The sequence below is a fragment of the Pseudomonas sp. P9_2 genome (assembly GCF_034008255.1).
Lineage (GTDB): Bacteria > Pseudomonadota > Gammaproteobacteria > Pseudomonadales > Pseudomonadaceae > Aquipseudomonas > Aquipseudomonas synxantha_A.
In genome coordinates this window covers 510,618-534,439 of sequence record NZ_CP125376.1, presented here as the reverse complement: position 1 = coordinate 534,439, position 23,822 = coordinate 510,618, and the positions used below count along the sequence as shown (strand labels likewise).

At 59.9% G+C, this 23,822-nt stretch carries 16 protein-coding genes; 1 reads left to right on the top strand and 15 read right to left on the bottom strand.

Features of this window, described 5'->3' with window-relative positions:
- Positions 1-82: 82 nt before the first annotated feature.
- Positions 83-895, bottom strand: a complete 813-nt coding sequence (locus QMK52_RS02240) for an SDR family oxidoreductase (RefSeq protein ID WP_194440151.1) — start codon at positions 893-895, stop codon at positions 83-85.
- Positions 896-909: 14 nt separating this feature from the next.
- A complete protein-coding gene (locus QMK52_RS02235; RefSeq protein WP_005784995.1) occupies positions 910-1,374 on the bottom strand; it encodes a hypothetical protein in 465 nt (154 codons plus the stop codon).
- Between the two features lie 352 nt (positions 1,375-1,726).
- On the opposite strand from QMK52_RS02235, the gene QMK52_RS02230 reads away from it, so the two are divergent.
- Positions 1,727-5,449, top strand: coding sequence for a dermonecrotic toxin domain-containing protein (locus tag QMK52_RS02230; RefSeq protein WP_320403778.1), 3,723 nt, complete (start codon positions 1,727-1,729; stop codon positions 5,447-5,449).
- Between the two features lie 154 nt (positions 5,450-5,603).
- On the opposite strand, the gene QMK52_RS02225 is transcribed toward QMK52_RS02230, so the two are convergent.
- The 13 genes from QMK52_RS02225 to yaaA form a co-directional block, all read right to left on the bottom strand.
- Entirely contained in the window at positions 5,604-7,055 is a 1,452-nt protein-coding gene (locus QMK52_RS02225) for a mannose-1-phosphate guanylyltransferase/mannose-6-phosphate isomerase (RefSeq protein WP_005784999.1), read from the bottom strand.
- Positions 7,056-7,242: 187 nt separating this feature from the next.
- The gene (locus QMK52_RS02220; RefSeq protein WP_005785001.1) at positions 7,243-7,899 is read right to left on the bottom strand and encodes an alginate O-acetyltransferase AlgF; all 657 of its coding nucleotides are present in this window, start codon (positions 7,897-7,899) and stop codon (positions 7,243-7,245) included.
- Positions 7,900-7,915: 16 nt separating this feature from the next.
- Positions 7,916-9,088: an alginate O-acetyltransferase gene (locus QMK52_RS02215; protein ID WP_005785003.1), complete on the bottom strand. Its 1,173-nt coding sequence runs from the start codon at positions 9,086-9,088 to the stop codon at positions 7,916-7,918.
- Positions 9,089-9,099: 11 nt separating this feature from the next.
- A complete protein-coding gene (locus QMK52_RS02210) occupies positions 9,100-10,632 on the bottom strand; it encodes an MBOAT family O-acyltransferase (protein ID WP_032877692.1) in 1,533 nt (510 codons plus the stop codon).
- 229 nt (positions 10,633-10,861) lie between these two features.
- The gene (locus tag QMK52_RS02205) at positions 10,862-11,971 is read right to left on the bottom strand and encodes a mannuronate-specific alginate lyase (RefSeq protein WP_005785006.1); all 1,110 of its coding nucleotides are present in this window, start codon (positions 11,969-11,971) and stop codon (positions 10,862-10,864) included.
- Positions 11,972-11,979: 8 nt separating this feature from the next.
- A complete protein-coding gene (locus QMK52_RS02200; RefSeq protein ID WP_194440154.1) occupies positions 11,980-13,428 on the bottom strand; it encodes an alginate O-acetyltransferase in 1,449 nt (482 codons plus the stop codon).
- A gap of 11 nt (positions 13,429-13,439) precedes the next feature.
- Positions 13,440-15,008: a mannuronan 5-epimerase AlgG gene (gene algG / locus QMK52_RS02195; RefSeq protein WP_005785009.1), complete on the bottom strand. Its 1,569-nt coding sequence runs from the start codon at positions 15,006-15,008 to the stop codon at positions 13,440-13,442.
- Positions 15,008-16,498, bottom strand: a complete 1,491-nt coding sequence (locus QMK52_RS02190; protein WP_005785011.1) for an alginate export family protein — start codon at positions 16,496-16,498, stop codon at positions 15,008-15,010. Before QMK52_RS02190 ends, algG begins: the two co-directional genes overlap by 1 nt.
- Complete coding sequence (algK, locus tag QMK52_RS02185) at positions 16,495-17,943, bottom strand: alginate biosynthesis TPR repeat lipoprotein AlgK (protein ID WP_320404220.1); 1,449 nt, start codon at positions 17,941-17,943, stop codon at positions 16,495-16,497. Before algK ends, QMK52_RS02190 begins: the two co-directional genes overlap by 4 nt.
- A gap of 83 nt (positions 17,944-18,026) precedes the next feature.
- Positions 18,027-19,193 (bottom strand): alginate biosynthesis protein Alg44, encoded by a 1,167-nt coding sequence (locus QMK52_RS02180; protein WP_005785015.1) that lies wholly within the window; start codon positions 19,191-19,193, stop codon positions 18,027-18,029.
- Between the two features lie 37 nt (positions 19,194-19,230).
- Positions 19,231-20,712: a mannuronan synthase gene (gene alg8 / locus QMK52_RS02175; RefSeq protein ID WP_005785017.1), complete on the bottom strand. Its 1,482-nt coding sequence runs from the start codon at positions 20,710-20,712 to the stop codon at positions 19,231-19,233.
- Between the two features lie 83 nt (positions 20,713-20,795).
- A complete protein-coding gene (locus QMK52_RS02170; RefSeq protein WP_014717010.1) occupies positions 20,796-22,112 on the bottom strand; it encodes a nucleotide sugar dehydrogenase in 1,317 nt (438 codons plus the stop codon).
- An 878-nt stretch (positions 22,113-22,990) separates the two neighbouring features.
- A complete protein-coding gene (gene yaaA, locus QMK52_RS02165) occupies positions 22,991-23,770 on the bottom strand; it encodes a peroxide stress protein YaaA (protein WP_005785021.1) in 780 nt (259 codons plus the stop codon).
- Positions 23,771-23,822: the final 52 nt, after the last annotated feature.

Below are 23,822 nucleotides of genomic sequence, written 5' to 3'. Positions count from 1 at the left end.
CCTTATGGGCCGGTCAGTTTCAAGAGGCAGGCGGCGATTATGGCACTCATCCCGAGTTTTGGCAGGTAGGCTTCACGCGTGCTTACAACACGCCGCCCAAGCCAAAGCGCTTCTTCAACACCTTCTCCAGCAACCCCTTGGGCAACAGCGCCGCCATCAACGGCAGTGCGCGGCTGCCGTTGCCCGAGCGTAGCAGGCGCGGTGGCTGGTCTTGTTGCACGGCCTTGAGCACATCCGCCGCAAACTCAGTGGCTGGAGTTGGCTTGTCCTGGGAGGCTTGGCTGCGCGCGCGAATGCCCTCGCGCAGCGGCCACCACGGCGACGTTTCATTGATCAACAATTCGGCCTGGGCCCCGGCATTCTTCGCAAAATGGGTATTGATCGCACCGGGCTGCACTTCCATCACCCGCACGCCAAACGGTGCCAGTTCCATGCGCAGGGCATCGCTCAAGGCATGCACAGCGGCTTTGGATGCGCAGTAGGCGCCGGCGAACGGCGTCACCAATACGCCGGAAACACTGCCGATGTTCACCACCAGGCCCTTGCTGCGACGCAAGGCCGGAAACAGCGCCTGGGTCACGCCGACGATAGAAAACACATTGGTTTGGAACTGGCGCTGCATCGCTTCGGTGCCGCCGTCGAGCAACGGGCCCATGGCGCCGTAGCCGGCGTTGTTGATCAGTACATCCAGCTCGCCCCACTGTTCGGACAATCGTTTCAGGGCGGCGCTGTCGTTGACGTCCAGTTGCACGGCATTAAAGCCTGCAGCGGTAAGCGCAGCGACGTCATCGGGTTGGCGGGCGCTGGCCCACACGTTGAAGCCTGCGGCTTTGAACGCGTCGGCGAGGGCGCGGCCGATGCCGCTGGAGCAACCGGTGATCAGTACGTTGAGCATGCATCATTCCTTTGTCAGTCCGAGAAACTGCCTTGCAGGTGCTCGGCGCGAAATTCCAGGGTTTGTGGGCGATAGCCAGGGCGCAGGGGCGGTGTGGGCAGGCAATCGTCCCAGGTGGCGCCGGCCTGCAATTCGCCGGGGCCGCGATAGCGTGGGGCGGCGTAGACGTTGTCGGCCAGGTTGACCGTATCGCCCGGTGCATAGGCGGCGACGCGCCAGCGCAGCTCGGTGAGCGGTACGTCGTTGCCGTTGTTGAGGGTCAGTTTGAGCGGTCGGTCGGCGGGGCAGTCCTGAGGGGCGTAGCTGATGCGCAACTCGAGGCGTGCCAGTTGCGCGGCTTCGCGGTTGTCCAGCCACACCACCCAGACGGCGACGAAACCCAGGCCGACCGCAGCGGCCAGCGAAACCGGCAGTGCCTTGGCCGGGTAACGCAGCAGCAGGATCAGCCAGGTAATGATCAGGAGAACGCCGAAGAACATGGAGACCACCTCGAATGGGGAACGAGCATCCTAACTGAAGCGTAGGTGGGATTGGTTACCTTGAGTGCTGTGGTGACCCTGCGGGCCTCATCGGGAGCAAGCCCCCTCCCACCTTTGATTTGTGAACACATTCAAATGTGGGAGGGGGCTGTACGCAAAGCAGGTGTTTTTTACTTCAATCAATAGGGCCGTACAGCGCCCTGGTACTTGATCTTATTCAGCAGAGCTCACAGCGATCTGCTACTTGAGCTTACATTCCTGGCAGGAACCGGAGCGCATTGAACGTCCACTTATCTGACGACCTACAGGGAGGTAGCGGCGACGTTCAACTCTTCTATGTAAGGTTTATTTTATGTTTGCAGCGACCGACAACTCGACCCACCTTTCCCCCCCACAAAGCGTTGTTGCCCCAAACGCATTGGCCACCCAAACCGATATTGCCGTTGACACCCCCCCGCTAAAGCCCGTGCACCTGCCACCGGTATTGACCTACGCGCCGGACGATATTCCTCTTCCCACCTCGGCCGGCATCCCCCCGGCCAGGCTGGAATACCCACGGCTCATGCAGCAATTCAAGGTTACCAATCAGGAGGCGTTTGTCACCCAACACGCCCTTCAATCCCGCGACATGCAGCGTTTGCACGGTGAGCAACCGAGCTTCCAGGACTTCCTGCGTCAGCAAGTGGGCCAAATGTTTCCGTACATGTCGACCTTGAAGCCACAAGACCTGGTCTTCAAGCGCTGGGTCGAGCAGGACGATGGCTCTATCAAAACACTGTCGTCCGAGCCGGTGCTGGACGCCTTGAACAGGAAGGTGGCGAACTTGCTGGCCAATCCTGACAAGCAGCCCAAGGCAGACGACGTTGAACAGTCCGGCATTTTTACCCGTGCCACGGACACCAGCCCGAGCACCCTCGTCACGCCACAGTTGACCCTGGATACGATTGCCCAGCGCATCGTCACGCAGTTTCCGATGGTCCTTCAAACCTTCTGGACAACCCCCCGCCCGACGTTGAAAGACCCTCAGGTTCTGCAGGCCCCTCAAGACCAGTTGTTGACCTTGCACAAGCAGCAACTTTCGACGCTGGCGGCATTGCGCGTGAGCGATGGAACACTGAGCGCGGCGAGCAAGCGGTTGATCGACGCAGCACTGCAATACCCCACGCTGGCTGAACGGGAAGCGGCCTTCCCCAATGGCGCACGCCCTGGTGTCTACCCGCTTACCGTTGATGACGGTAGCGAGGGGGGAGCCTTGATGGCGGGCTGCTTCCTGATCACCAGCACCGACGGCTCCGGGGCCACGCCCCCCGTCTGGACCAAAAGCCGGACCCTGGCACTTGATGAGACGAACGGGCCGGTCGTGCTGTACACCCCGGGTGAGGGGTTCGAGCAGTTCGCGACGCCGGCCCTGGCGCGCCAGGCGATTGCAGCGCGCCTTGACGGGGGAGGTACCGACGCTGACCTATTGTTGCAAACACTGCCGTTGTCGTTACAAAACAAGTCCGAACCGCCCTCTGGCGACGATGTGATGTTGAGCGCCTCACCCTTGACGGGGGATGTGCTGGCCGAGGGCATCCCCTGGATGCTCAAGCGTCAGCAGGAGGAAGTCGTTGCGAATCTCGCCCGGGTATCGACAGAGCCGGGAGCACTCAAGCGCATGGATGATGCCGCTGACTGGTCGTACTTGCTCAGTAGCGACAACGCCATGGCGGCGCGGGATGAACAACTGGCTGACAAGCTGGCCCCCGAGTGGCTGAAAAACCTGAGCCCGGCCCAGGAAGCGTTGTTTGATTACCTGGAACACACCGAGGCCCGCAGTGCAAATGCGCTGGCGTCATCGCTGGCAACCCTTCCTTCTCTGGGTAGCTTTTCCCGCGACCGGATGAACGAAGCAATCAAACGGCAGTTCCCCGCTGCACAGGTCGATGCGGACAAGCTGATGGTGCGGGTGAAAACCAGGTCCAATCCTCACACTGGCGGGCAAAGCAGCAGTCATACGCTCACCGTCAAGCACCACCGCGTATCGCTGACTGATCTGGCGCTGAAAAACCCCAGTGAGTTTCCAGCCGTCCAGCACGGCCACTTCACCCAGCTCACCTTCGAATTACCGCTGACGGATACTCACGGCAACCCTCTGTTGGGCGACGATGGCAAGCAGGTCGTCCTGAATACCGAGCAGCTCAAAGCGTTGGTCAACACTGCTGATGTAGGAGGAGCCTATACCGAGCTGCTTAAACAGGAGTTGGCCGCGGATGCCCCGTCGGGTGCGGCCGGCGACGTCCGCAATGCGTGGAAAACCCACCTGAGCGACATGCTGGATAAAGAGGCTTTTCTCGCAGCACTCAACCCCAATAGCTACAACATAGACGCTACCCAAGACACTAGCACCAAGCGAGGGGCGCAGTGGGTCGCGGCTGTTCTTGATTACCCGGACCCGGCTGACCGGCCTTTGGTGGATGGGAAAAAAATTGTCACCAATGCCCTTATCCAGCGTGGGTTGCCGGTTCAGGGAGCGATGGTGATTGGCAATGACACAGACGCCTCGCTTGTACTGTGCACGCCGAATGCGCCCGATGGCGTGTGTTTTCGCGAGGTGGCGGATCTGAGCGCCTTGAACGCCTTGATGGCGAAAAAGGAGTGGCGGCTCTACACCGCGAGCAGAGCGTCACCGGTCGATAAGAGCGACGTGGTTAAAGCTGGCGAGGCGATCAAGGCACACACATTCGATCCGACGAAGAACCCCTTGCGCGCTCTGGATACGCTTATCAAGGTGCTTAAGTTGACGGACGTTCCCGTGACACTCAAGCCCTTCGATGGCAACTTTCAGGATGAGCTGTACAAGCAGAAAGTAAAGTTACTCATCGATCACGCGGACCACCAAAGCGTCAGCAGCGCAGAGGTCGCGTATCAATCGAGAATCAACAAAGTTCAGTTCGGCGTTGAGGTGGCCTCCATCTTCCTCGACTTGTTGCCAGTGCTCGGAAAAGGCATCTCCATGGGGGTTCGCTTAGGAAAGGCTGCCGTGACGGCCTTGCGCGCCAATGCCCGAATCTTGCCGCGGCTGCTCAAAAGCCCGGGCGCACTGCGTGCGGTCTACTCGGATTTCACGCTGGCCGCCTCTGGTATTCCCAATGTGAGTGCCGTGCCGTTGCGGCCGGTGTTCAAAAGCTCGGTGGTCCCGCCAGCCCCTCCAGTCATCGTCAGAGCACCAACGGCTGGCGCGCGTCCAAACCTTAATCTGAGCACCTTCTCCGTGTCGGAAGACGTCATCAAAGGTCGCCCTTTGAGGCCAGACGGTACCTATAACTTGGGCAATGATTTTTACGTGCGCTTTACCGACAGTACGGGGGTCAACAAGGTGTATCAGATTGATTCGGCCTTCCACGCACGTGACGGGCGGGTCGCTATCGTGGATCCTCAGGCGCCACTGGAGACGTCGAAGCTCTATAGGGTTCAAGCATTTCTGGAGTCCGCGGGTAACGGTGAGTGGCGTTTGAGCCGATTGCCGGGCGGGGCTCCCACTGCTACGGGGGCATCTCGGCCGAGCAAGCGCCCGTTTGACCAAGGCAGCTCTTCAGGCAGCGTCGGCACGAGTAACGCGACAAGTGCTCAACCGGCCAATAAGCGACCGAGGGTGCCGGAAAGCTTTCCGGGAGAAAAAGCGCTGATGGAGCCACCGGTAAAAGGTAAGAATGTTTTTTATCACTACACCGGGGATAAACCGCATGCCGCAATCATGGCCGATAGGAGCCTTTCACCTTCAAGTTCAGATTTGAGCGGTCGACCTCTGCCCGGAAAGCGAGGCCGGCATTACTTTACGGACTTGACGCCAGGGAATATGCCTGCCCGACAGATTTCCGAAACCATCTTTGGGAAGCGTAAGTATGGCAATGCGATGGATAAAATGTCGCGCTACTACGAAGTCAATACGTCGGGGTTAAATGTTATCCAAAGCCCTGATAATCCGCATATTTTCTATGTGGATGTGCCGTTTTCCATTCCTTTGAAGTACCGGGGTGGGCCTAACGGTGAATTAGTCGATCGCGTTATTTCTCATGGGAGAACGCCGATTTAAATATAAGCCCATGGCGTTGGCCGGTATTGGGTGGCCATGATGACTGTCGTGCTTTCGGCCTATTCACCACAAAGCCCTCAACAAAAAGCCCCCACCCAACCCACTGCGGATAGGGGACGCAATGGGCTGGGCGAGGGCTTCTTGTACGACTGTTTTACTGCGCGATAGTTTTCACTGACACGCCACGTTCAACCGGCGTCGAGCGACCGTAGATATCTTCGAACCGCTCGATATCGTCTTCCCCCAGGTAGCTGCCCGATTGCACTTCGATGATCTCCAGTGGGATCTTGCCCGGGTTGCGCAGGCGGTGCACCGAGGCGATCGGGATGTAGGTGGATTGGTTCTCGCAGAGCAGGAACACGTTGTCGTCACAGGTGACTTCCGCGGTGCCGCTGACCACAATCCAGTGTTCGGCGCGGTGGTGGTGCATCTGCAGCGACAGGCACGCACCCGGTTTGACCGAGATGTGCTTGACCTGGAAGCGGCCGCCCATGTCCACCGAGTCGTAGGAGCCCCACGGACGGTAGACTTCGCAGTGGTTCTGGGTTTCGCTGCGGCCCTGTTCGTTGAGCGTGTTGACCATCTGCTTGACGCCCTGGACCTTGTCCTTGTGGGCAATCATCATCGCGTCTTTGGTTTCCACCACCACGATGTTGTCCAGGCCGATCACCGATACCAGTTTGCCGTTGCCATGCACCATGCAGTTGCGGCTGTCCTGGATCACTACGTCGCCTTTGCTCACGTTGCCGTTGGCGTCTTTGTCGTTGACCGCCCACAGCGAGGCCCAGCAACCCACGTCGCTCCAGCCGGCGGCCAATGGCACCACGCAGGCGCGTTGGGTCTTTTCCATCACGGCGTAGTCGATGGAGTTGTCCGGGCAGCAGGCGAAGGTGGCGTCGTCGAAGGTGACCGTGTCGTGGGTCTGCTCACTGCGTTCCAGGGTCAGCACGCAGGTGTCGTAGATGTCCGGATCGTGCTTTTTCAGCTCTTCGAGGAAGCGGCTGGCGCGGAACAGGAACATACCGCTGTTCCAGAAGTAACCACCGCTTTTGACGAACTCGATGGCGCGCTTTTCATCGGGCTTTTCCACGAACTGCTGCACGCGGCTCACGCCTTCGGGCAGCAGCGAGTCGTTGGTGGACTTGATGTAGCCATAGCCGGTTTCCGGACGGGTCGCCGGTACGCCGAACAACACCATCTCGCCACGCTCGGCCGCCACAGTGGCCAGGGCCAGGGCACGTTGCAGGGCTTTCTGGTCGTCGATCACGTGGTCGGCAGGCAGCACCAGCATCAGCTCGTCACGGCCTTCGTTGACCAGCATCATCGCGGTCAGGGCCACGGCCGGTGCGGTGTTGCGCCCAAAGGGCTCCATCAGGATGCGTTGGCATTCAAGCTTACGTGCGCTCAGTTGCTCGTTGACGATGAAGCGGTGATCCTTGTTGCAGACCACGATAGGGGAGTCCATGCCTTCGAACACCAGGCGTTCCAGGGTTTGCTGGAACAAGGTGTGCTCGCCGGTCAGGGCCAGGAATTGTTTTGGGAACTGTTTACGCGAAAGCGGCCAAAGACGTGAGCCGCTACCACCGGAAAGGATTACTGGGATCATGGGTGTTTCTCCTTGAATCAGTTTGGGTCAGAGCTACGAAGGTTTGTCGTTTCACTCTTGTTTTTGTCTCGGTCCTGAGTTGAAAACCGGTCAGTGTGGGAGCTGGCTTGCCTGCGATGGCGCCTAAAAGACCGCCATCGCAGGCAAGCCAGCTCCCACAAGGGGACGTGTCAACTCAGGGAAATAATCAGCGGGTCGACACTGGGCGTTTCACCCACACTGGCGACAGGCTCGAACCGGAGCCGGTGACATACAGCACCGCTGCCTCACCACGCTCCAGCGCTACCGGCTTCACATCGCCGACCTTCTTGTCGCCGTCATACAACGCCAGGCTTACCTTCACCGGGTTGATCTCACGTTCGCCACGGCCCTTGGCGGCTACCGACTTGACCACATCGGTCTTGCCGTCGGCAGTTTTCAGGCTCAGGGCCTTGTCGCTGAGGTTCTGCACGCGTACCAGGGATTTCTGCTTGTTCTTGAACGGCGGTTCTTCGATCAACTGCGGTTGGCCGCTGCCGCTGTTGACCAGGGTGTAGTAGTGGTCGGCGGCGAGTTTGACCGGTACGGTCTGGCTGCCGACCTTGGCGCTGTAGTCACCGCCCGGCATGAAGCTGAAGTCGCTGCTGGCCAACGGTGCAACGTCGCTGAGGTTGGTGGCGCCGACGGTGGCGCTGACTTCCTGGTTGCTGGCGTTGTATATGCGCACGAAGCTGGAGCCCTTCGGCGCGGTTGGGCCGTAGAGGGCGGCGTCACCACCGGCAAAGGCGGACATTGATACGAAGCTCAGGCCGGCAGCGATAGCCAGGGTCTTGGCGAGACGACGAGGAGTAGTAGTGAAAGTCATGTGAGTTACCTCTCTTTCAGTTTTGCGCCCGGTCGGGCGTCTCGGATTTAGATGTATTGATTGCCATGTTCTGTTGGCGCGAACCGGCTTGTTTAAGCTGCGCAACCCACGCTGGGTCGGCGTCACCGATTTCGTTATTCACGGGCAGATAGCGTTCGGGGAATTCCCAGATCAGCACCTGGGGCGGGTTGTTCTTGAAATCGTCACTTTTGAGGTAGCTGAGCATCGGCAGGATCGGGCCGTGGCCGTCTTCGGCGTAGCTGACCACGTCGCTGTGCAAGGCTTGCTTGAGCGCGCCCACGAAGTTCCAGTTGGGGTTGGCGCTGTAGCTGGTGCCCACCAGGGCCACCGGGGTTTCGCTGTCGCTGAACAGCGCGTCGTCACCTTTCTCTTCGGCCAGGTGCGTGACGCGTTTTTCCAGCGGCTCTTTGGGCGGCATCAGGTTTTCGAACAGCGGGTCCAGGGGCAGGAACAAACGCAGGTCGCCTTTATGCGGCTCGGTTTTCTCGGCCTCGGTGACAAAACGCTGCGGCTCGCCACTCAGCGGGGTCTTGTCGGCAATCGCCTTGGCCAATTGCGTGGCAGCGACTTGCGCACCGTCCGGAGTCCAGTGAGTGTCGGTACGCAGGAACACCTGCTTGCCACCCAGCTTGGCCTGTTGCAGCGGGCCGAGCAGGTCGGGGGCCGGGATGTTGTCGGCGGCGACCCGGGCGTGGAAGTCCTGGTACAGGTTGGCGTGAATGCTCGCCGGTTTCACCTCACCCAGGTGTTCCGGGTACAGGCGCACCTTGGCCGGCACAATCGCCATCACCAGTTGGATGCCTTGGGCCTTGAGTTTCTGGCGCACGCCTTCGACCAGCGCGTAGTTGCCTTCAAGGTTCTGGTCTTCGTTGACGGCCGGATTGAACTCCTCGTCGCTGTACAGCCAGTGGTCGCGGCCCAGCACTACGCCAGGGCGACCTTCATTGAACAGCTTGTAGTCCAGCGCAGCCCACAGGTTGGTGCCCAGGCGCTTGATCGGGAACTCCTCGTCGTAGTGAGTCTCGACGGCTTTGGTCCAGCGACCGTTAAGCACTGTGGCATCAGCGTTGGTGCTGAAGCCAAAGAAGCTGCGCAGTGACCACGCCCCCAGTGCCAGCAGCAGCACCAGGAACAGGCCGATATAGAGGACGCGTAATGAACGGGTCATGGTCGGCTCCCTCAGAATTGGAAGTAAAGGAACGGCGAGAAACTCTGCGCCGACAGTTTCAGAATCGACGCCACGAACAGCAGCAGCACCGCAGCGCGCATGGCGTAGCGTGGCCAGTCAGCGGTCCAGTAGGCCGGTTGCACGGCGGCGTCACGGCCCACGCTGAAACCGGGCTCGTGAATGCTGCCTGGGTTGTCGCCCGGTACCGCCTTGATCAGGCTCGGGTCGGCTGGCTTGGTCTTGTCGGCAGGGCGGTTGGTGTAGAAATCGCGCAGGCCGAAGAACGCCAGGGTTGCGTAGGCCACCACCAACGTTGCCACTTGCAGGCCAGTAAGGTTGGCGCGGTTGAGTTCCGACAGCGACCATTCGCTGAAGCTGAACATCGCACCGTACATGCGGCCTGCGACGTGCAGGTTTTCGGCGCGGAAGATCACCCAGCCCATCACCACCAGCAGGAAGGTGAAGGCCCAGCGCAACACGTTGAAGCTGCGCGGCGCAGTATTGAGGCCGATGGCTTTTTCAATCGCCAACCACATGCCGTGCCAGGCGCCCCACACGATGTAGGTGATGTTGGCGCCGTGCCACAGGCCACCGAGCAGCATGGTCAGGAACAGGTTGCGGTAGGTGGTCAACGTGCCTTTACGATTGCCGCCCAGGGTGATGTACAGGTAATCACGCAGCCAGGTAGAGAGGCTGATGTGCCAGCGCCGCCAGAACTCGGTGATCGACTGGCTGATGTAGGGCTGCTTGAAGTTTTCCATGAAGCGGAAACCCATCATCAAGCCCAGGCCGATGGCCATGTCGCTGTAGCCGGAGAAATCGAAGTACAGCTGCGCGGTGTAGGCCAGTGCGCCGAGCCAGGCGTCACCCGTGGTGGGGTTTTGCAGGGCGAAGCAATGGTCGGCCACCACCGCCAGGGTGTCGGCAATAAATACCTTCTTGATGAAGCCCTGCATGAACCGCGTGCAACCCTCGGAGAACTTGTCGAGGGTGTGGGTGCGGTTGTTGAACTGGTCGGCTAGGTCGCGAAAACGCAGCACGGGACCGGCGATCAGGTGCGGGAAGATTGCCACGAACGCCGCGAAGTCGATCAGGTTGCGGGTCGCCGGGGTGTCGCCGCGGTACACGTCGATGATGTAGCTGATGGACTCGAAGATGTAGAACGAGATACCAATCGGCAACAGCACGTGGGTGAGAATGAACGGCTCCAGGCCGGCCGACTTCATCATCACATTGATGCTGTCGACGCCGAAGTTGGCGTACTTGAAGTAGCCGAGGATGCACAGGTCGACCGCCACGCCAAGCAGCAGCCAGCGCTGCGCCGGCTTGGTGCGCACGCCAGCGGCACCGACCTTGAGGCCGATCCAGTAATTCCACAGCGTGACGGCGGCGAACAGCGCCAGGAAGTCCACTCGCCACCAGGCGTAGAACACATAGCTGGCAATCAGCAGCAGCAGGTTGCGATAGCGTTGCCCGCTCAAATAGTACAAGCCGAGAAAGATCGGCAAGAACAGAAACAGGAACACATTGGACGAGAAAACCATCCCGATCTCTCCATGTTTAACCAACAGTCAAGGGCCAGAGCCCCCCCAAACCCCCCCACGATTTCGGGGGGAGGTTGTATTGCAATTTCACTGAAGGAACCGGGTTAACTGTGGGAGCTGGCTTGCCTGCGATGGCGGTGTATCAGTCGACATCAATGTTGAATGTCAGACCCCTATCGCAGGCAAGCCAGCTCCCACAGTTGGACCGAGTCCAACCGGGAGCTATGTATCAGCTGCCTTTGTTGCCTTTTTCGTGCGCCGGGTCGTAGACCTTGGTCAGGTCGCCACCCAGGCGGAACGTCTTGAACGGTTGCATCCCGTGCTTGCGCTCGATCACATCCGGTGCGCAGGTGTAGAGGGTGCAGAAGGGTTCAAGCCAGGCGAATTTCATGTCCTGCTTCAAGTCCTTCATGTCCTGCTCTTTACCGTTCTTCTGCTCGAAGATGTCCGGGTCTTTCACCCCGGCCAGCACTTTGTCGCCCAGGCGCTTGAGCGCGCTGTTGTTTTCCTGGCGCAGGTCCACGCCGTTGACCAGGGCAAAACTGGCGATCATCGACAGCGGCGGCAGGGCGTAGTTGTGGTACGACAGCGCGCGTTGCTGACGCTTCAATTCGTTCGGCAAAAAGCCCTGGTCATCGACCTGGTTCACACCGACCTTGTATTCCTTCACGGCCCAGTCAAACAGGTCGCGACGGTTGGTGGCGATGGAGGTCGCCATCACCGACCAGGCGGCCCAGTAGGAGTGGTTGTTGGTTTTTTCCAGTGGCAGGTTGTCCCAGTCGCTCACCACCTGATCGGCCAGTTTGTTGAACCAGGCTTCGATCTGTTGCGACTCCTGCTGATGGTTGGCCAGCGGGTGAGATTCGGAGAACTTCAGGCGTACATAGGCCGAGGCCATGCTGCCCAGTGCCCATTTGCGCATGGACTTGCCGGTGTGGTTGAAGTCCTTGGACATCAGTGCGTCGGCCTTGGCCCACGACACCAGCCAGTTCAGGGTGCATTCGAGCTGCTGCGGGCGACCGTCGCGCATGAACTGCATCACCCGTTTGCTGGTGTCTTTTTCCAGCTTGGTGATATCGGCAGTGCTATCGCGGAAGGCTTTTTCCGATTGCACGTTCAGCGTGGAGCGCGCCTTGTCCGAACCTTCGTACTTGCTGCGAAACTGCAACGGCCCGGTGTAGGGGGTCGGCATGGTGTCGCAGTTTTCCTTGAAGTCGCCGGTCTTGAACGCTTCGATCGGTGCGAAATAGCCCTGGGGCGGGCGCAGCGGCGCGGCGGCGTTGGCTGCCCCGGCGAAGATCGCCAGGCCCAGTAACGATGGAATCAATAGCTTCTGCATAAGTAACCTCATTGCCCAGTTGAAGCGGTCTGCTGACCACCGCTTGGGAATACGTTGCGTGTGCAAATTTTCGCTTCGACTTTCTGCGCGGCAGCACCCTTTTCCGGGCCCTGTACTTCCACGGCCAGCAAGTTCTGCGAGGCCCAGTCTTCATCGGTGCGCAGTTCAAAGGCGAAACGCCCGTCTGTATCGGATGTCTCGGGTTTCTCGATCTTGATGTCCTCGTGGCGACCGTTCATGTACCAGAGGGTGGCTTGCAAGGTTTTGACCGATGGATCGGCGAAGCGGATGTCGACCTGATGGTTGGCGTTGCGCAGGTCTCTGTTCGCGCTGTTGACCATCAGTTCGTTCTTGCCGGGCTTGAGGGTGGTGCTGGCGGACATCTGTGCAGGCTTGCCTTCGCAACCGTTGTCCAGCAGCGCCATCATCTGGCGGTAGATGGTTTCCTGGTCGAGACGGTACAGCGGCGAGAATTCCCAGATCAGGATCTTCGGTGGGGTCTTCTGGAACTCGTCGCTGCCCAGGTACTGCAACATCGAGCCTTCCAGGCCACCGCCGGGGAAGGCGACGTTGAGGATGTCGGCACCGATTTCTTCTTCGAGGAAACCGGCGAAGTTGTAGTTCTTGCCGCTGTGGCTGGTGCCCACCAGGGTGATCTGCGGGTTGCCCGAATCACTGAACAGGTCACCGTCACCGGCTTCGCCCTTGGGCTCGGTGGTGAACTGGTCCATGTACTGGATCGCATAGCTGGTGCCGCACAGTTGCCCGGCCATGTTGTGCAGGGTGCCGGTCTTGCCCATGCGGCCCGAGCGCTTGGTCTCGAATTCGCGCTTGGGAATCTCGGCGTACTCCGGCATCTGCTTGACCTTGGCCGCGACGATCTTCGCCGTGCGCTGGGCGCCGTAGGGGGTCCAGTGCTGGTCGCCGCGGAAGTAGAAGTCGTGAGCCGGCAGTTCGTCCGGCAACTGCTCGTTGGTCAGCGGCGACAGGTCCGGCACCACGTAGCCCATCTTGGCGAAACGCCCAAGCATGGTCTTGTAGTTGGTCAGCGCCTTGTCGAAGTCGAACTTGGCTTTTTCTTCAGGGTTGAGCTTGTTGCGGTTCACCAGGCCACGGGTTGGCTGGTAGACCACCACCAGTTCCACGCCCTTGGCCTTGAACGCATCGTGCAATTGCTGCATGCGTTTGTAGCCGGCCGGTGTGGTGTCGAATTCGGTGCGCAGGTCTTCCTGGGTACGGAACAACCAATCGCCCTGGGCTTGTACCAGGGTGGTGAAGTTCTGCTGGTAGCGCGTGGTGTAGTTCTTCGCGTCATGGGCCGCCGGGCACAGGCTGCAGCACGGCTCGGCAGTGAAGGTCGGTGCCTTGACTTCATCGGCGCGCACGCCCTGGCTGGCCGCCAGCAGGCCGAGGGTCAGACCCGAGAGGCTCAGCAGTTTGATCATGTGTGGGTGCATAAGGGTCATCCTCAGTCCTGCAATTCGGTCTGGCGTTCGACGGGGTCGATCAGCACGGCTTTCTGCTGGCGCACCAGCAGGTCGAGAATTTCTTCCTGGCGATCGCCCAGAATGCCGGAGAAGCTGATGCCGCTGGATTTGGTCGGCGCCAGCATCGACACGCGATACAACTCGATACTCAACGGCGAATCGATGGACAGCGGCCCGCTGCCGTTACCCGCCAGTTCACCACCCACCACGATCAGCGAGACCTTGGCATCGAATGGGTCGAGGGCGATGTCGCGGTCGGTGTCGGTCAAGTCCTTGATGTGGCCGTACACGCCGGTCAGGCCGTTGGCCATCGAGGTGTTTTCGTAGAGCTTGATGTTCACGCTGTTACGCACGCGGATGCCGTGGCGACGGTTGCTGATCACCTTGTTGCCCCACAGCAGGTTGTCACCGCTCTCATAGAGAGTGATGCCGTCGGTGTGGTTACGGTAGATCTCGTTGTCGGCGATCAGGTTGTTCACGCTGTTACGGTCGATCACCAGGCCCGAGAGCTTGTTGTCGTAGCTGCGGTTATTGAAGATGAAGCTGTCGTTCACTTCCCGCGAAATGATGATGCCGTGCTTCTTCTTGGTGCCGTACACCGTGTTGTCGGCGATGATCAGGCCGTGGGAGCGGTCGTGGGGGTCAATGCCGTAGACGATGTTGTCTTTGTAGGTATTGCCCTTGATCACAAAGCCTGTGGTCTCGTAGCAGTAGAAGCCGTACCACATGTCCGAGAACTCGGAGTCGATGATCCAACCGGTCGGCTCGGGACGCTTGAGCACCTTGGCCATGTTCGGCGTGTACTGGGAAATACTCACCCCGTAGGACTTACTGTTGGCGTAGCCGAAGCTGGCCATCTTGGTCTTGGAGATATAGGTCTCAGTGCCGCCCCAGGCCAGCAGGAATGGGCGGAACTCCTTGGGCGATTTGAACAGGGCAGGGCCGTTGGTTTTTTCATCCCAGCCGGTGACCTTGGTGTCACGTACGAACAACTGGCCGTCGTTGATCAAAAATGAGCCAGCTTGCTGGGACAGGCGCAATTCCTGGGTGTTCTTGTCGATATCGAGGATGCCCTTGCGTCCGACCACAATCGGCAGTTTGGCCAAAAAGACACCCGGCGACGTTTCGCTGAAGTACTGCTTGGGCACCTTGCCCAGTAGGTCCTTGAGGTTCATGTAGCCGTCGTCGACAAAGATTGCCTGGGGGATGCCATGCTGGCGCACCACCCATTCGGCCATCTTGTTATCGCCGCCGATAAAGTCCTTGAGCGCGTCTTCCTGCATCATGCGGCGGATGCTGATTTTGCCCGCCTTGGTCTTGATGATCTTCTTTTCCATCGCGGCGGCGGTGTAGCCCGACAGATCGGGCAGCGCCGGCTTGGCCATTTCCAGCGGCGCGGTGGGCGGGCTGGAAATAGTGTAGGTCTTGGCCTGTTGCAGTTCCTTGGCGATGATCGGCGCCTTGGCCGCCGTATCGGCAAACGCTGTGGCGCTGGCCATCAGCATTGCCGCGACGAGTAGGCTTTGAGCATTCATGGCGCAGGCTCCCATCAGAATTTCCAGACCACGTCGACAAACGCGCGGTGCATGTAGGAGTCGACCTGGCTGCCGTAGGCGTCGCCCGGCTTGAACACGCCGGCGCGCAAGCGCACCAGGGCCGATGGCTCGTCGATCGACTGGCTCAGCGCGGCGGGCAGCAAGCCTTTCTTGAAGTACTTGGTGACCACCAGGTCCATCTCCTGGCCGAGGTCCTTCTTGCCATCTTCCAGCGGCAGGGAGGTGCTGGAGAGGATCGCGCCGGTGACGTCGTCGGTGTTGTTCTGCACCGCATCGATACCGTTGCTGCCCACCGGCTTGTTGCCGTCCACGCGCCAGAACTTGTGGTACACCAGGCTGGCGTCGTAGTCCTCGCGCAGCTGCCAGGAACCGAACAGGCTCATGGACTGCATGTTGTTCATCTCGCCGCGAAACGCTTCACCGAAACGGTGCACGCGGGACTGGGTGCCGGTCCAGTTCGAACGGTTGCTTTGCAGGCCGTTCTGTTCGTATTCGGCGCTGGCACGGGAATAGGCCGCGCCGACTTGCCATTGCGGGTCCAGGCGCAGGCGCACACCGATGTCGGTGGCCCAGCCGCTGAGGTCATCGCTGCGCTTGGCGCTGGTGGGGCGCGTGCCGTCGGCGTTCAAGGCGTTGACCTTGTCGCGGTCGCCGCGCATGCCGGTGATGCTGGCCCAGTAGTTGACGGTGTTGGTGTTGCGCCAGTTGTAAGCATCGCTGTTGGCTTCGATACCGAGCCAGGTCAGGTCGCCGTTTTCGCGCTTGTCCAACGGGTCACTGGCCACACCCGGTTCGGCGTAATCGAGCTTGCCGTCGTCATGGGTGTGGTGGCCGCGCAGGCCGATCCACTGGCCCGGCGTCCACTGGTAGGCGGCGTCGGCGTAGAAGTGCTGGCGGTCCTTGTCGACTGGCGAGAGTTCCTTGAGGTCGGTGCGGTATTCGCTGAAGCGTTCGGCGGCGCCGACATTGGCCTTGAGCAAGGTGGTGTCGAAGGTCCAGTTCAGCGCTTCGATGTTGGTGTCGCGCCATTGGCCGTCGTCATTGCGCAGGCGCTGGCGACCGAACTTGAGGATCTCGCCGGGGTAGGGCGTGAAGCCGCTGTAGCCGACCCAGAACTCGCGCAGGGCCAGATAGTTTTTCTTGGCCTTGCGGTCGTCGTTGCTCGACTGCTGCTCGGTGGTGTCATCGGCCGACTGTTGCAGGGTGTCGGTCTCGATGATGTCGCTGGACACCACCGCCTGGCCCATGGCATAGGCGCTCCACGCGCCGCTTTCGCCGTAGATCCAGGGGCGCAGGTCAAGGCCGATACCGTTGACGTCGCCGCCTTTCTGGGTGCCCAGGTCGCGGTCGTCTTCGGACTGCGCGGTGGCTTTGACTTCCAGGCCGAAGTTCTTGGCTTCGGTCAGCGCGGCCAGGGTCGGGCACGACCACAGCAGGGCGAAGGACAGGCCGATACCGGCCTTGACGAATGGGTTGAGCTTCATAGGGATTCCTCGCCGTCTTCTTCTTGCAGGGCGTGCAGTTGCAGCGTGCTTTGGGCCAGGGTGCCGCGGGCGGCCAGTTCCTGTTGCACCAGGCGTTGGCCCTCGGCGCGTTGCTCAGGGGTCAACGGCGCTTCGAGCTGGGTGGCCAGGTCATTGGCCTCTGGCGTGTCCTGGGCCTTGGCCAACTGGCTGAAGACATAGGCGTTCAATGGGTCGGGCTTGGTGCCCTTGCCTTGGGAAAACAGTTGGGCAATGGCAAAGTCGGCGCTGTTCTGGCCGTTGCGCGCAGCGGTCAGCAAGTGGTCCAGGGCCTTTTGCGGGTAGACCTTGCCCAGGTAGCCACGGCGGTAGATCTGGCCGAGGTAGTAATCGGCGGCCACTTCACGGCCCACGGCTTTTTCGAAATGCGCCTCGGCGGCCTTGGCGTCGGCTGGCACCCACTTGCCTTCGTAGTAGAGCTTGCCCAGCAGCAATTCGGCGCGCGGCTGGTCGGCGGCGCGGCCGTTGTCGAGGTACTTCATCATCTGCTCGACATCGCCCAGTTCGGGGAAGTCGTAGAGCAACTGCGCCAGGCTGACCCAGGACGCCGGGTAGCCGGGGGCGATTTTTTCAAGCAAAGCCTGGGCGGTTTTTTCGTCCGGGGTGCCGAGGGTGGCATCGCCGAGTACGCGGGCGACGCTGTCGACGCGCTGGGCGGTGACGCTGCCACGGCTGAAGCCTGCTTCCATCTGCTTGAGCAATTCGGCCTGTTGTTCAGGCTGCTGTTTTTTCTGATAGACCGTGGCCAGTTCGACATAGCAGATATCGGTGGTGTTCAACGCGGCCTCGCAGATGCGCTCCACATCATCCAGGTGCTGGTCGTAAGTGCCCTGGGTGCGATACAGCAGCACCTGGGCCAGGCCGGCTTCCGGGTAACCGGCCGCTTGCCATTTGCTGATCTGCTGCTGGGCATTCACGTTGGGGAAGCTGTGCGGGTATTGCAGGTACAGCATCGCCAGCGGGATCAGGGTGTTGCCTTCGCCATTGGCAAAGGCTTTTTTCAACAGGCTTTCGGCTTCGTGGTGCTCGGCCTCAGTGGCGCCCGGCTTGGCCGCCAGCAGGCGACCCAGGCGTGCCTGGGCACGCGGCGAGGTGTCCGCCGCTGCACGGTAAGTGGCTTCGGCCTGCTTGATCTGCGCTGGGTCGCGGGTGCCGACCTGGATATCGGCCAGGCCCACCTGGGCCTCGCTGTAGCCCAGGTCTGCCAGTTGCTGGTAATTCTGCTGCGCGGTGACGGTATCGCCGCGCTTGAGGGCTTCATTGGCCAGGCGTTGGTCGGGCAGGCCGGCGCAACCGGCCAGGCTCACGGCCAGTGCCAGCGCGCAGTACGCAGAGGCCAAGTGAAATCTGCTCTGTGTGGGAGCTGGCTTGCCTGCGATGGCATCGCTGCGGTGCAACTGATGCACCGAGTCGCCTGCATCGCGGGCAAGCCCGGCTCCCACAGAGGTCAGCGGTGTTGTTGGAATAGGGTTCACAGGCATGTCCTCGCTTACAGACCGTGAGCCATGGCTTTGTCGATCAGCCAGTTCAGCGATGGGCCACGGTCACTGGTGACTTCCACCGGGCGACCGGCGTAGGTGCTGTCCAGCGGTGCGTCGGGCTTGATCTGCACACGGATGTCAGAGGACAGGTCGGCGCTGTTCAGGCTGGTGCTGCTGACGATGGTGCCGGTGCGAACCTGTTCTTCGTCGGCGACCTGGAAGCTCACCGGCGTACCTGGACGCACATCGCCAAACTGGCGGTAGGTGAAGCGGGCTTCGACGTTAGCCTGGCTGCCACGCGGCACCAGTTGGAAGATCACATCGCCCTTGCTGGCGTACTGGCCATCGGCGACCAGTTGCTGGGCCACTACGCAATCGCATGGCGAGGTGAGGGTGCCGGTCATTTGCTTGCCGAACAGCTCTTCAACCTTGGCCGGTTGCAGTTGGTCTTCGTCCAGGTGGCCCTTGAGTACGTCGAGCATACTGGTGCTGAACGTCGCCAGTGGCGCGCCCTTGGCCGCTACCGAGTCACCTTTGAGCAGGCTCTGCACGGTGCCGTCACGCGGCATGGTCACGTTCATGCCCGGTACGCTCACAAGGCCGGCCTGGGCGTGGCTGACGAAGTACATGCCGTACAGCGATTTGAAGACAAAACCGAAGGCGGCCAGACCAACCAGGAAAATCGCCAGGCTGAACGTCACCGCACGCAGGCGACCGAACGCGGTCATGCCACTGCCGCCGTCCTTGACCTTGCGCGCCTTGGTGAAGTTGTCGCGTTGCAGCGTCGCCAGCACGTCGCCCATGGTCACGATGTCGCCGGACAAGTGCGAGGTGATCAGGTGGCGCAGGGTGGAAATGTCCTGGGCATCGAGGTTCTGGAACTGGCAGCCGGTGCGGCCGGTCTGGCGATCGTAGGAGCGGATTTGCAGCTCCACGTCCATGGCCAGGCCGAGGTTATCGATCACGAACTGCAGGCGGCCCTTGTGCACTTGGCCGACGGTGAGCGGCTGGGTGGCGGTAAAGGCCAGGCCACCGGCGGACAGGTCGATCACGCGTGCTTCGGTCGGCGTGCGGTCGCTGTTGAAGAAGCGCAGCTTGGCCGGGATTTTGACCCGGGCGTGCTGGCGCTGGGCTTCGGATTCGTGGACAACGTTGGCGTTTACTTGGCTGTTCATAGTATTCGATTTCCTAGTTAATTCAGGCTTGGCAGGGTCAGACCATCATCAGCAACACGGCAACGAAGATGCTGCCGGCGGAGAAGGTCATGGTCCGAGACGACCAGGTGTTGAACCAACGTTGAAAGCTGGCCAAATCGCGGGTCAGTTTGGTGTCCTGGCGGGTCCAGGACTGTTGATCAAGGCGGAAGAACACGTAGATCTTCACCAACGCGCCCATGATCTGGTTGTAATAGAGAATCAGCGGGTAGGCCGGGCCGATCTTGTGGCCTGAGCACGACAGCAACAGGGTCAGGATCAGGCGGGTGATACCGATCCACAGCAGGTACGCGAGGATGAACGCGCCGCCATACTTGAACGTGGCGATCATCGCCACGGTCAGGCCGAGCAGGGAGGTCCACATCGACACGCGCTGGTCGAACAGCACCACGCTGGTGAACACGCCGAGGCGACGCACGCCCAGGCCGAGGGCACGGGAGTTCTGGCGCAGGTTGTTGCCATACCAGCGGAACATCAGTTTACGGCTGGCTTTGATAAAGCTCTTTTCCGGCGGGTGTTCCACGGTGTTGATGGCGGCGTCCGGTACGTAGAAGGTGTCGTAGCCCAGGCGCATCAGGCTGAACCAGCTGGACTTGTCATCGCCGGTGAGGAACTTGAAGCGCCCCAGGCGCCAGTGTTGCAGCGAGTCGCTTTCCACATCGGCGATAAAGCCCGGGTCAGTCACTACGCTGGCGCGAAACACCGACATGCGCCCGGTCATGGTCAGCACGCGCTTGGACAGGGCCATGGAGCACATGTTGATGTGGCGCTGGGCGAAGCGCAGCTTGTGCCACTCGCTCATGATGTAGCCGCCGCGCACTTCGCAGAATTCGTTGGTGGTCAGGCCACCGACATTGCCGAACAGCTGGAACCAGGGGACGGTCTTGCGGACCACGCCTTCGGCGAGCACGGTGTCGCCATCGATCACGGCTACCACGGCACGGTCATCCGGCAGGTGGCGGGAGATGGCACGGAAGCCGAAGGCCAGGCCGTCGCGCTTGCCGGTGCCGGCAATGCGCACGAAGTCGAGCTTGACGTGGGCCGGTGGGTTCATCTTTTCCCAGAGGCTTTTCACCAGCAGCTCATCGGACATTTCCACCAGCGAGCAGACCACGGTGGTAGGGAAGCCGCATTCGATGGCTTCGCGAATCACCGAGCTGTAGACCTGGGCGGTGGTCAGCGCGTCAATGCGGAAACTGGTGACCATCAGGAACACATGGGACGGGTCGGCGGCCTTGCCCAGCTTGCGCACTTTGCGGCGCAGGTGCGGGTAGACCACGTACAGGAACAGCATGCCGCGAAAGAAATGCGTGGCGCCCATCGAGTAGCGCCAGATACCCACGGCGCCAATCAGGAAAATAAAATTCTTCGATTGCGAATCGAAGGTGCTCGCCGGCAACAGCAGGGCGAGACCCATCAACAGGCTGAGGAATAACAGCCAGCCGGCCGATTGCAGAAATACATGTTTTAACTTGGACATAAGCGTCATCCGGAAGGGGAGGAGGCTTCAGGCTGCAAGCACTGGGGATAAAGACACTTGCAGCCTGAAACTTGCCGTTGCTGTTACCAGCAAATACCTTCAGTACGGCCACTCACGCTGGTGGCCTTGGACATGAAGCCCACCAGGTCGACCACTTGCTTGCCTTCCGGAGCGTTATGCGCCAGGGCACGGAACTTCTCGTCACGGTTACCGAGGATGATCACGTCGGAGTTGTTGATCACATCATCGAAATCCGAGTTGAGCAGCGACGACACGTGCGGGATCTTGCCTTCGATGTAGTCCTTGTTCGCGCCGTGCACACGGGCGTACTCGACATTGCTGTCGTAAATGCTCAGGTCGTAGCCCTTGCCGATCAGCATTTCCGCCAGTTCTACCAATGGGCTTTCACGCAGGTCATCGGTACCGGCCTTGAAGCTCAGGCCCAGCAGGGCGACTTTGCGCTTGTCGTGGCTGGAAACGATGTCAAAGGCGTTCTGCACCTGGGATTCGTTGCTGCGCATCAGCGAGTTGAGCAGCGGTGCTTCCACGTCCAGGGAACCGGCGCGGTAGGTCAGGGCACGCACGTCTTTTGGCAGGCACGAACCGCCGAAAGCGAAGCCAGGGCGCATGTAGTACTGGGACAGGTTGAGGGTCTTGTCCTGGCAGACCACTTCCATCACTTCACGACCATCGACGCCGACAGCCTTGGCGATGTTGCCGATCTCGTTGGCGAAGGTGACTTTGGTGGCGTGCCACACGTTGCAGGTGTACTTGATCATTTCGGCGACGGCGATGTCCTTGCGGATGATCGGCGCGTCGAGTTCTTCGTACAGCGATTGCAGGACATCGCCGGAGGCTTTATCGAACTCGCCGATGACGGTCATTGGTGGCAGGTCGTAGTCGGCAATGGCGGTGGATTCACGCAGGAATTCCGGGTTGACCGCAACGCCGAAGTCGACGCCGGCTTTCTTGCCGGAGCAGTCTTCGAGGATTGGAATCACAACGTTGGCGACGGTGCCCGGGAGGACGGTGCTGCGCACCACGATGGTGTGGCGGGTGGTCTTGTCACGCAGGACAAAACCGATCTCGCGGCATACCGACTCGATGTAGTTCAGTTCCAGGTCGCCGTTCTTCTTGCTGGGCGTGCCGACGCAAATCATCGACAGGTCGGTATCGCGAATCGCCTCGGCGAAGTTGGTAGTGCCACGCAGTCGGCCGGTCTGGATACCCTGGCTCAACAACTCGCCAAGACCCGGCTCAACAATCGGCGATTTACCCGCATTGATCAGATCGATCTTTTCCTTGGAGATGTCTACGCCGACCACTTCGTGGCCACGGGCAGACAGGCAACCGGCACACACGGCGCCAACGTAACCCAAACCAAATATGCTGATGCGCATCGCAATTACCTCTTTGTTTAATTCATGCCATTAAATGGCCGGAGTTCATGTTTGCAAGCGTCACTGATGCCGCGAAAGTTAGGCGAATAGACGCCGACTTACCGCGTGCAGGCATGTTGAATAACGAGTGACTAACTATTGCACTCAAGTTGTGCGCAACGAGGCCTTATTATTGGGGCTTGCCCTGAAATGCAGCCGTGCTTCCTTGGAGGAAGGCTCCGGCGCCGGTGCGGCAAGGTTCTGATGAAGGCAAAATGCCTTTTCTATCAATGCCTTGTGTATTTGCACGGGCTCATTTAGGTCAGCGCTGCCTTGGCCTGCAGGGGATAGCAATGCGTACTTATCGCCACCCTTAACTCGATCAGTTGATGTTATGACCATAGAACCAAAGTGTTTTATGACAACTTGGCTACTTCCGTTGGTCGTTATGTAAGTCATCTCTTACGCAAACAGAGAATTTCGTTACCGGTGGTATGAGCGGTGCATCAGGACGAAGTTCCTGGCCGCTCATCCCCTTTCCCGAAATTTTTTGAAATATTAGAAAAGATGGCACTGGTACTATATTGATAGCACTTGCTATTTAGACCAGTAGTTATGGGGAGTTGGTGCGAGAGGATAGTTTTGTGCCACTACTGATTAAAAAAAGTGGTGCCACTACGAAAAAAACCGACAAGTGTCGAGTGAAAAAATCGTTAGGGTTGTGTCTGGATGTTTTTCTGGCGCCAAATAAATGACGATTCTTAAGGTGAAATGCAGGCAAAAAATGTGGGAGCTGGCTTGCCTGCGATAGCTGTCTATCAGAAACATGTGAGCCGGCTGACCCTGCGCTATCGCAGGCAAGCCAGCTCCCACATTTGATTTTGGTGGCTGTACAGGCCTTACTCCGGTGCGTGATCGCGCAAAAACACCAGGTTATCCGGCTTGGATTGCTCCGCATTGAAGCGATAGCCCTGCACATCGAACTGCTTGAGCTTGGCCGGATCGTTGATGCGTTCTTCAATCACAAAGCGGCTCATCATGCCCCGGGCCTTTTTTGCGTAGAAGCTGATGATCTTGTACTGGCCGTTCTTCAGGTCCTTGAACTCGGTGTTGATGATGCGCGCATTCAGGGCCGTGCGCTTGACCGCCGAGAAGTACTCATTGGACGCCAGGTTGAGCAGCACATCGTCGCCTTGTGCGGCCAGGGCCTCATTCAACCATTCGCTGATGCGGGTGCCCCAGAACGCGTAAAGGTCCTTGCCCCGGGCGTTGGCCAGCTTGGTGCCCATCTCCAGGCGATACGGCATCATCAGGTCCAGCGGGCGCAGCAGGCCGTACAGGCCTGAGAGCATACGCAGATGGTCCTGGGCATAGCTGAAATCGGCATCGCTGAAGGTCTCTGCGTTGAGACCGGTGTACACATCGCCCTTGAAAGCCAACAGCGCCTGCTTGGCATTAGCCGGGGTGAAGGCGGGCGTCCAGCTGCCGAAACGGGCGGCGTTGAGGCCACCGATCTTGTCGGAGACGTGCATCAATTCGCTGATCTGTGCCGGGCTCAGTTCGCGCAGCTGTTCTATCAGCTCCTGGGAATGGTCCAGGTATTGCGGTTGGGTAAAGCGCGCAGTGACCGGCTTGGACTCGAAATCGAGGGTTTTGGCGGGGGAAATCACCATCAGCATGAAATTGGCTCCTGGAATCGTGGGCGAGATTCTAGGGGTTGGGGCGTTTGGA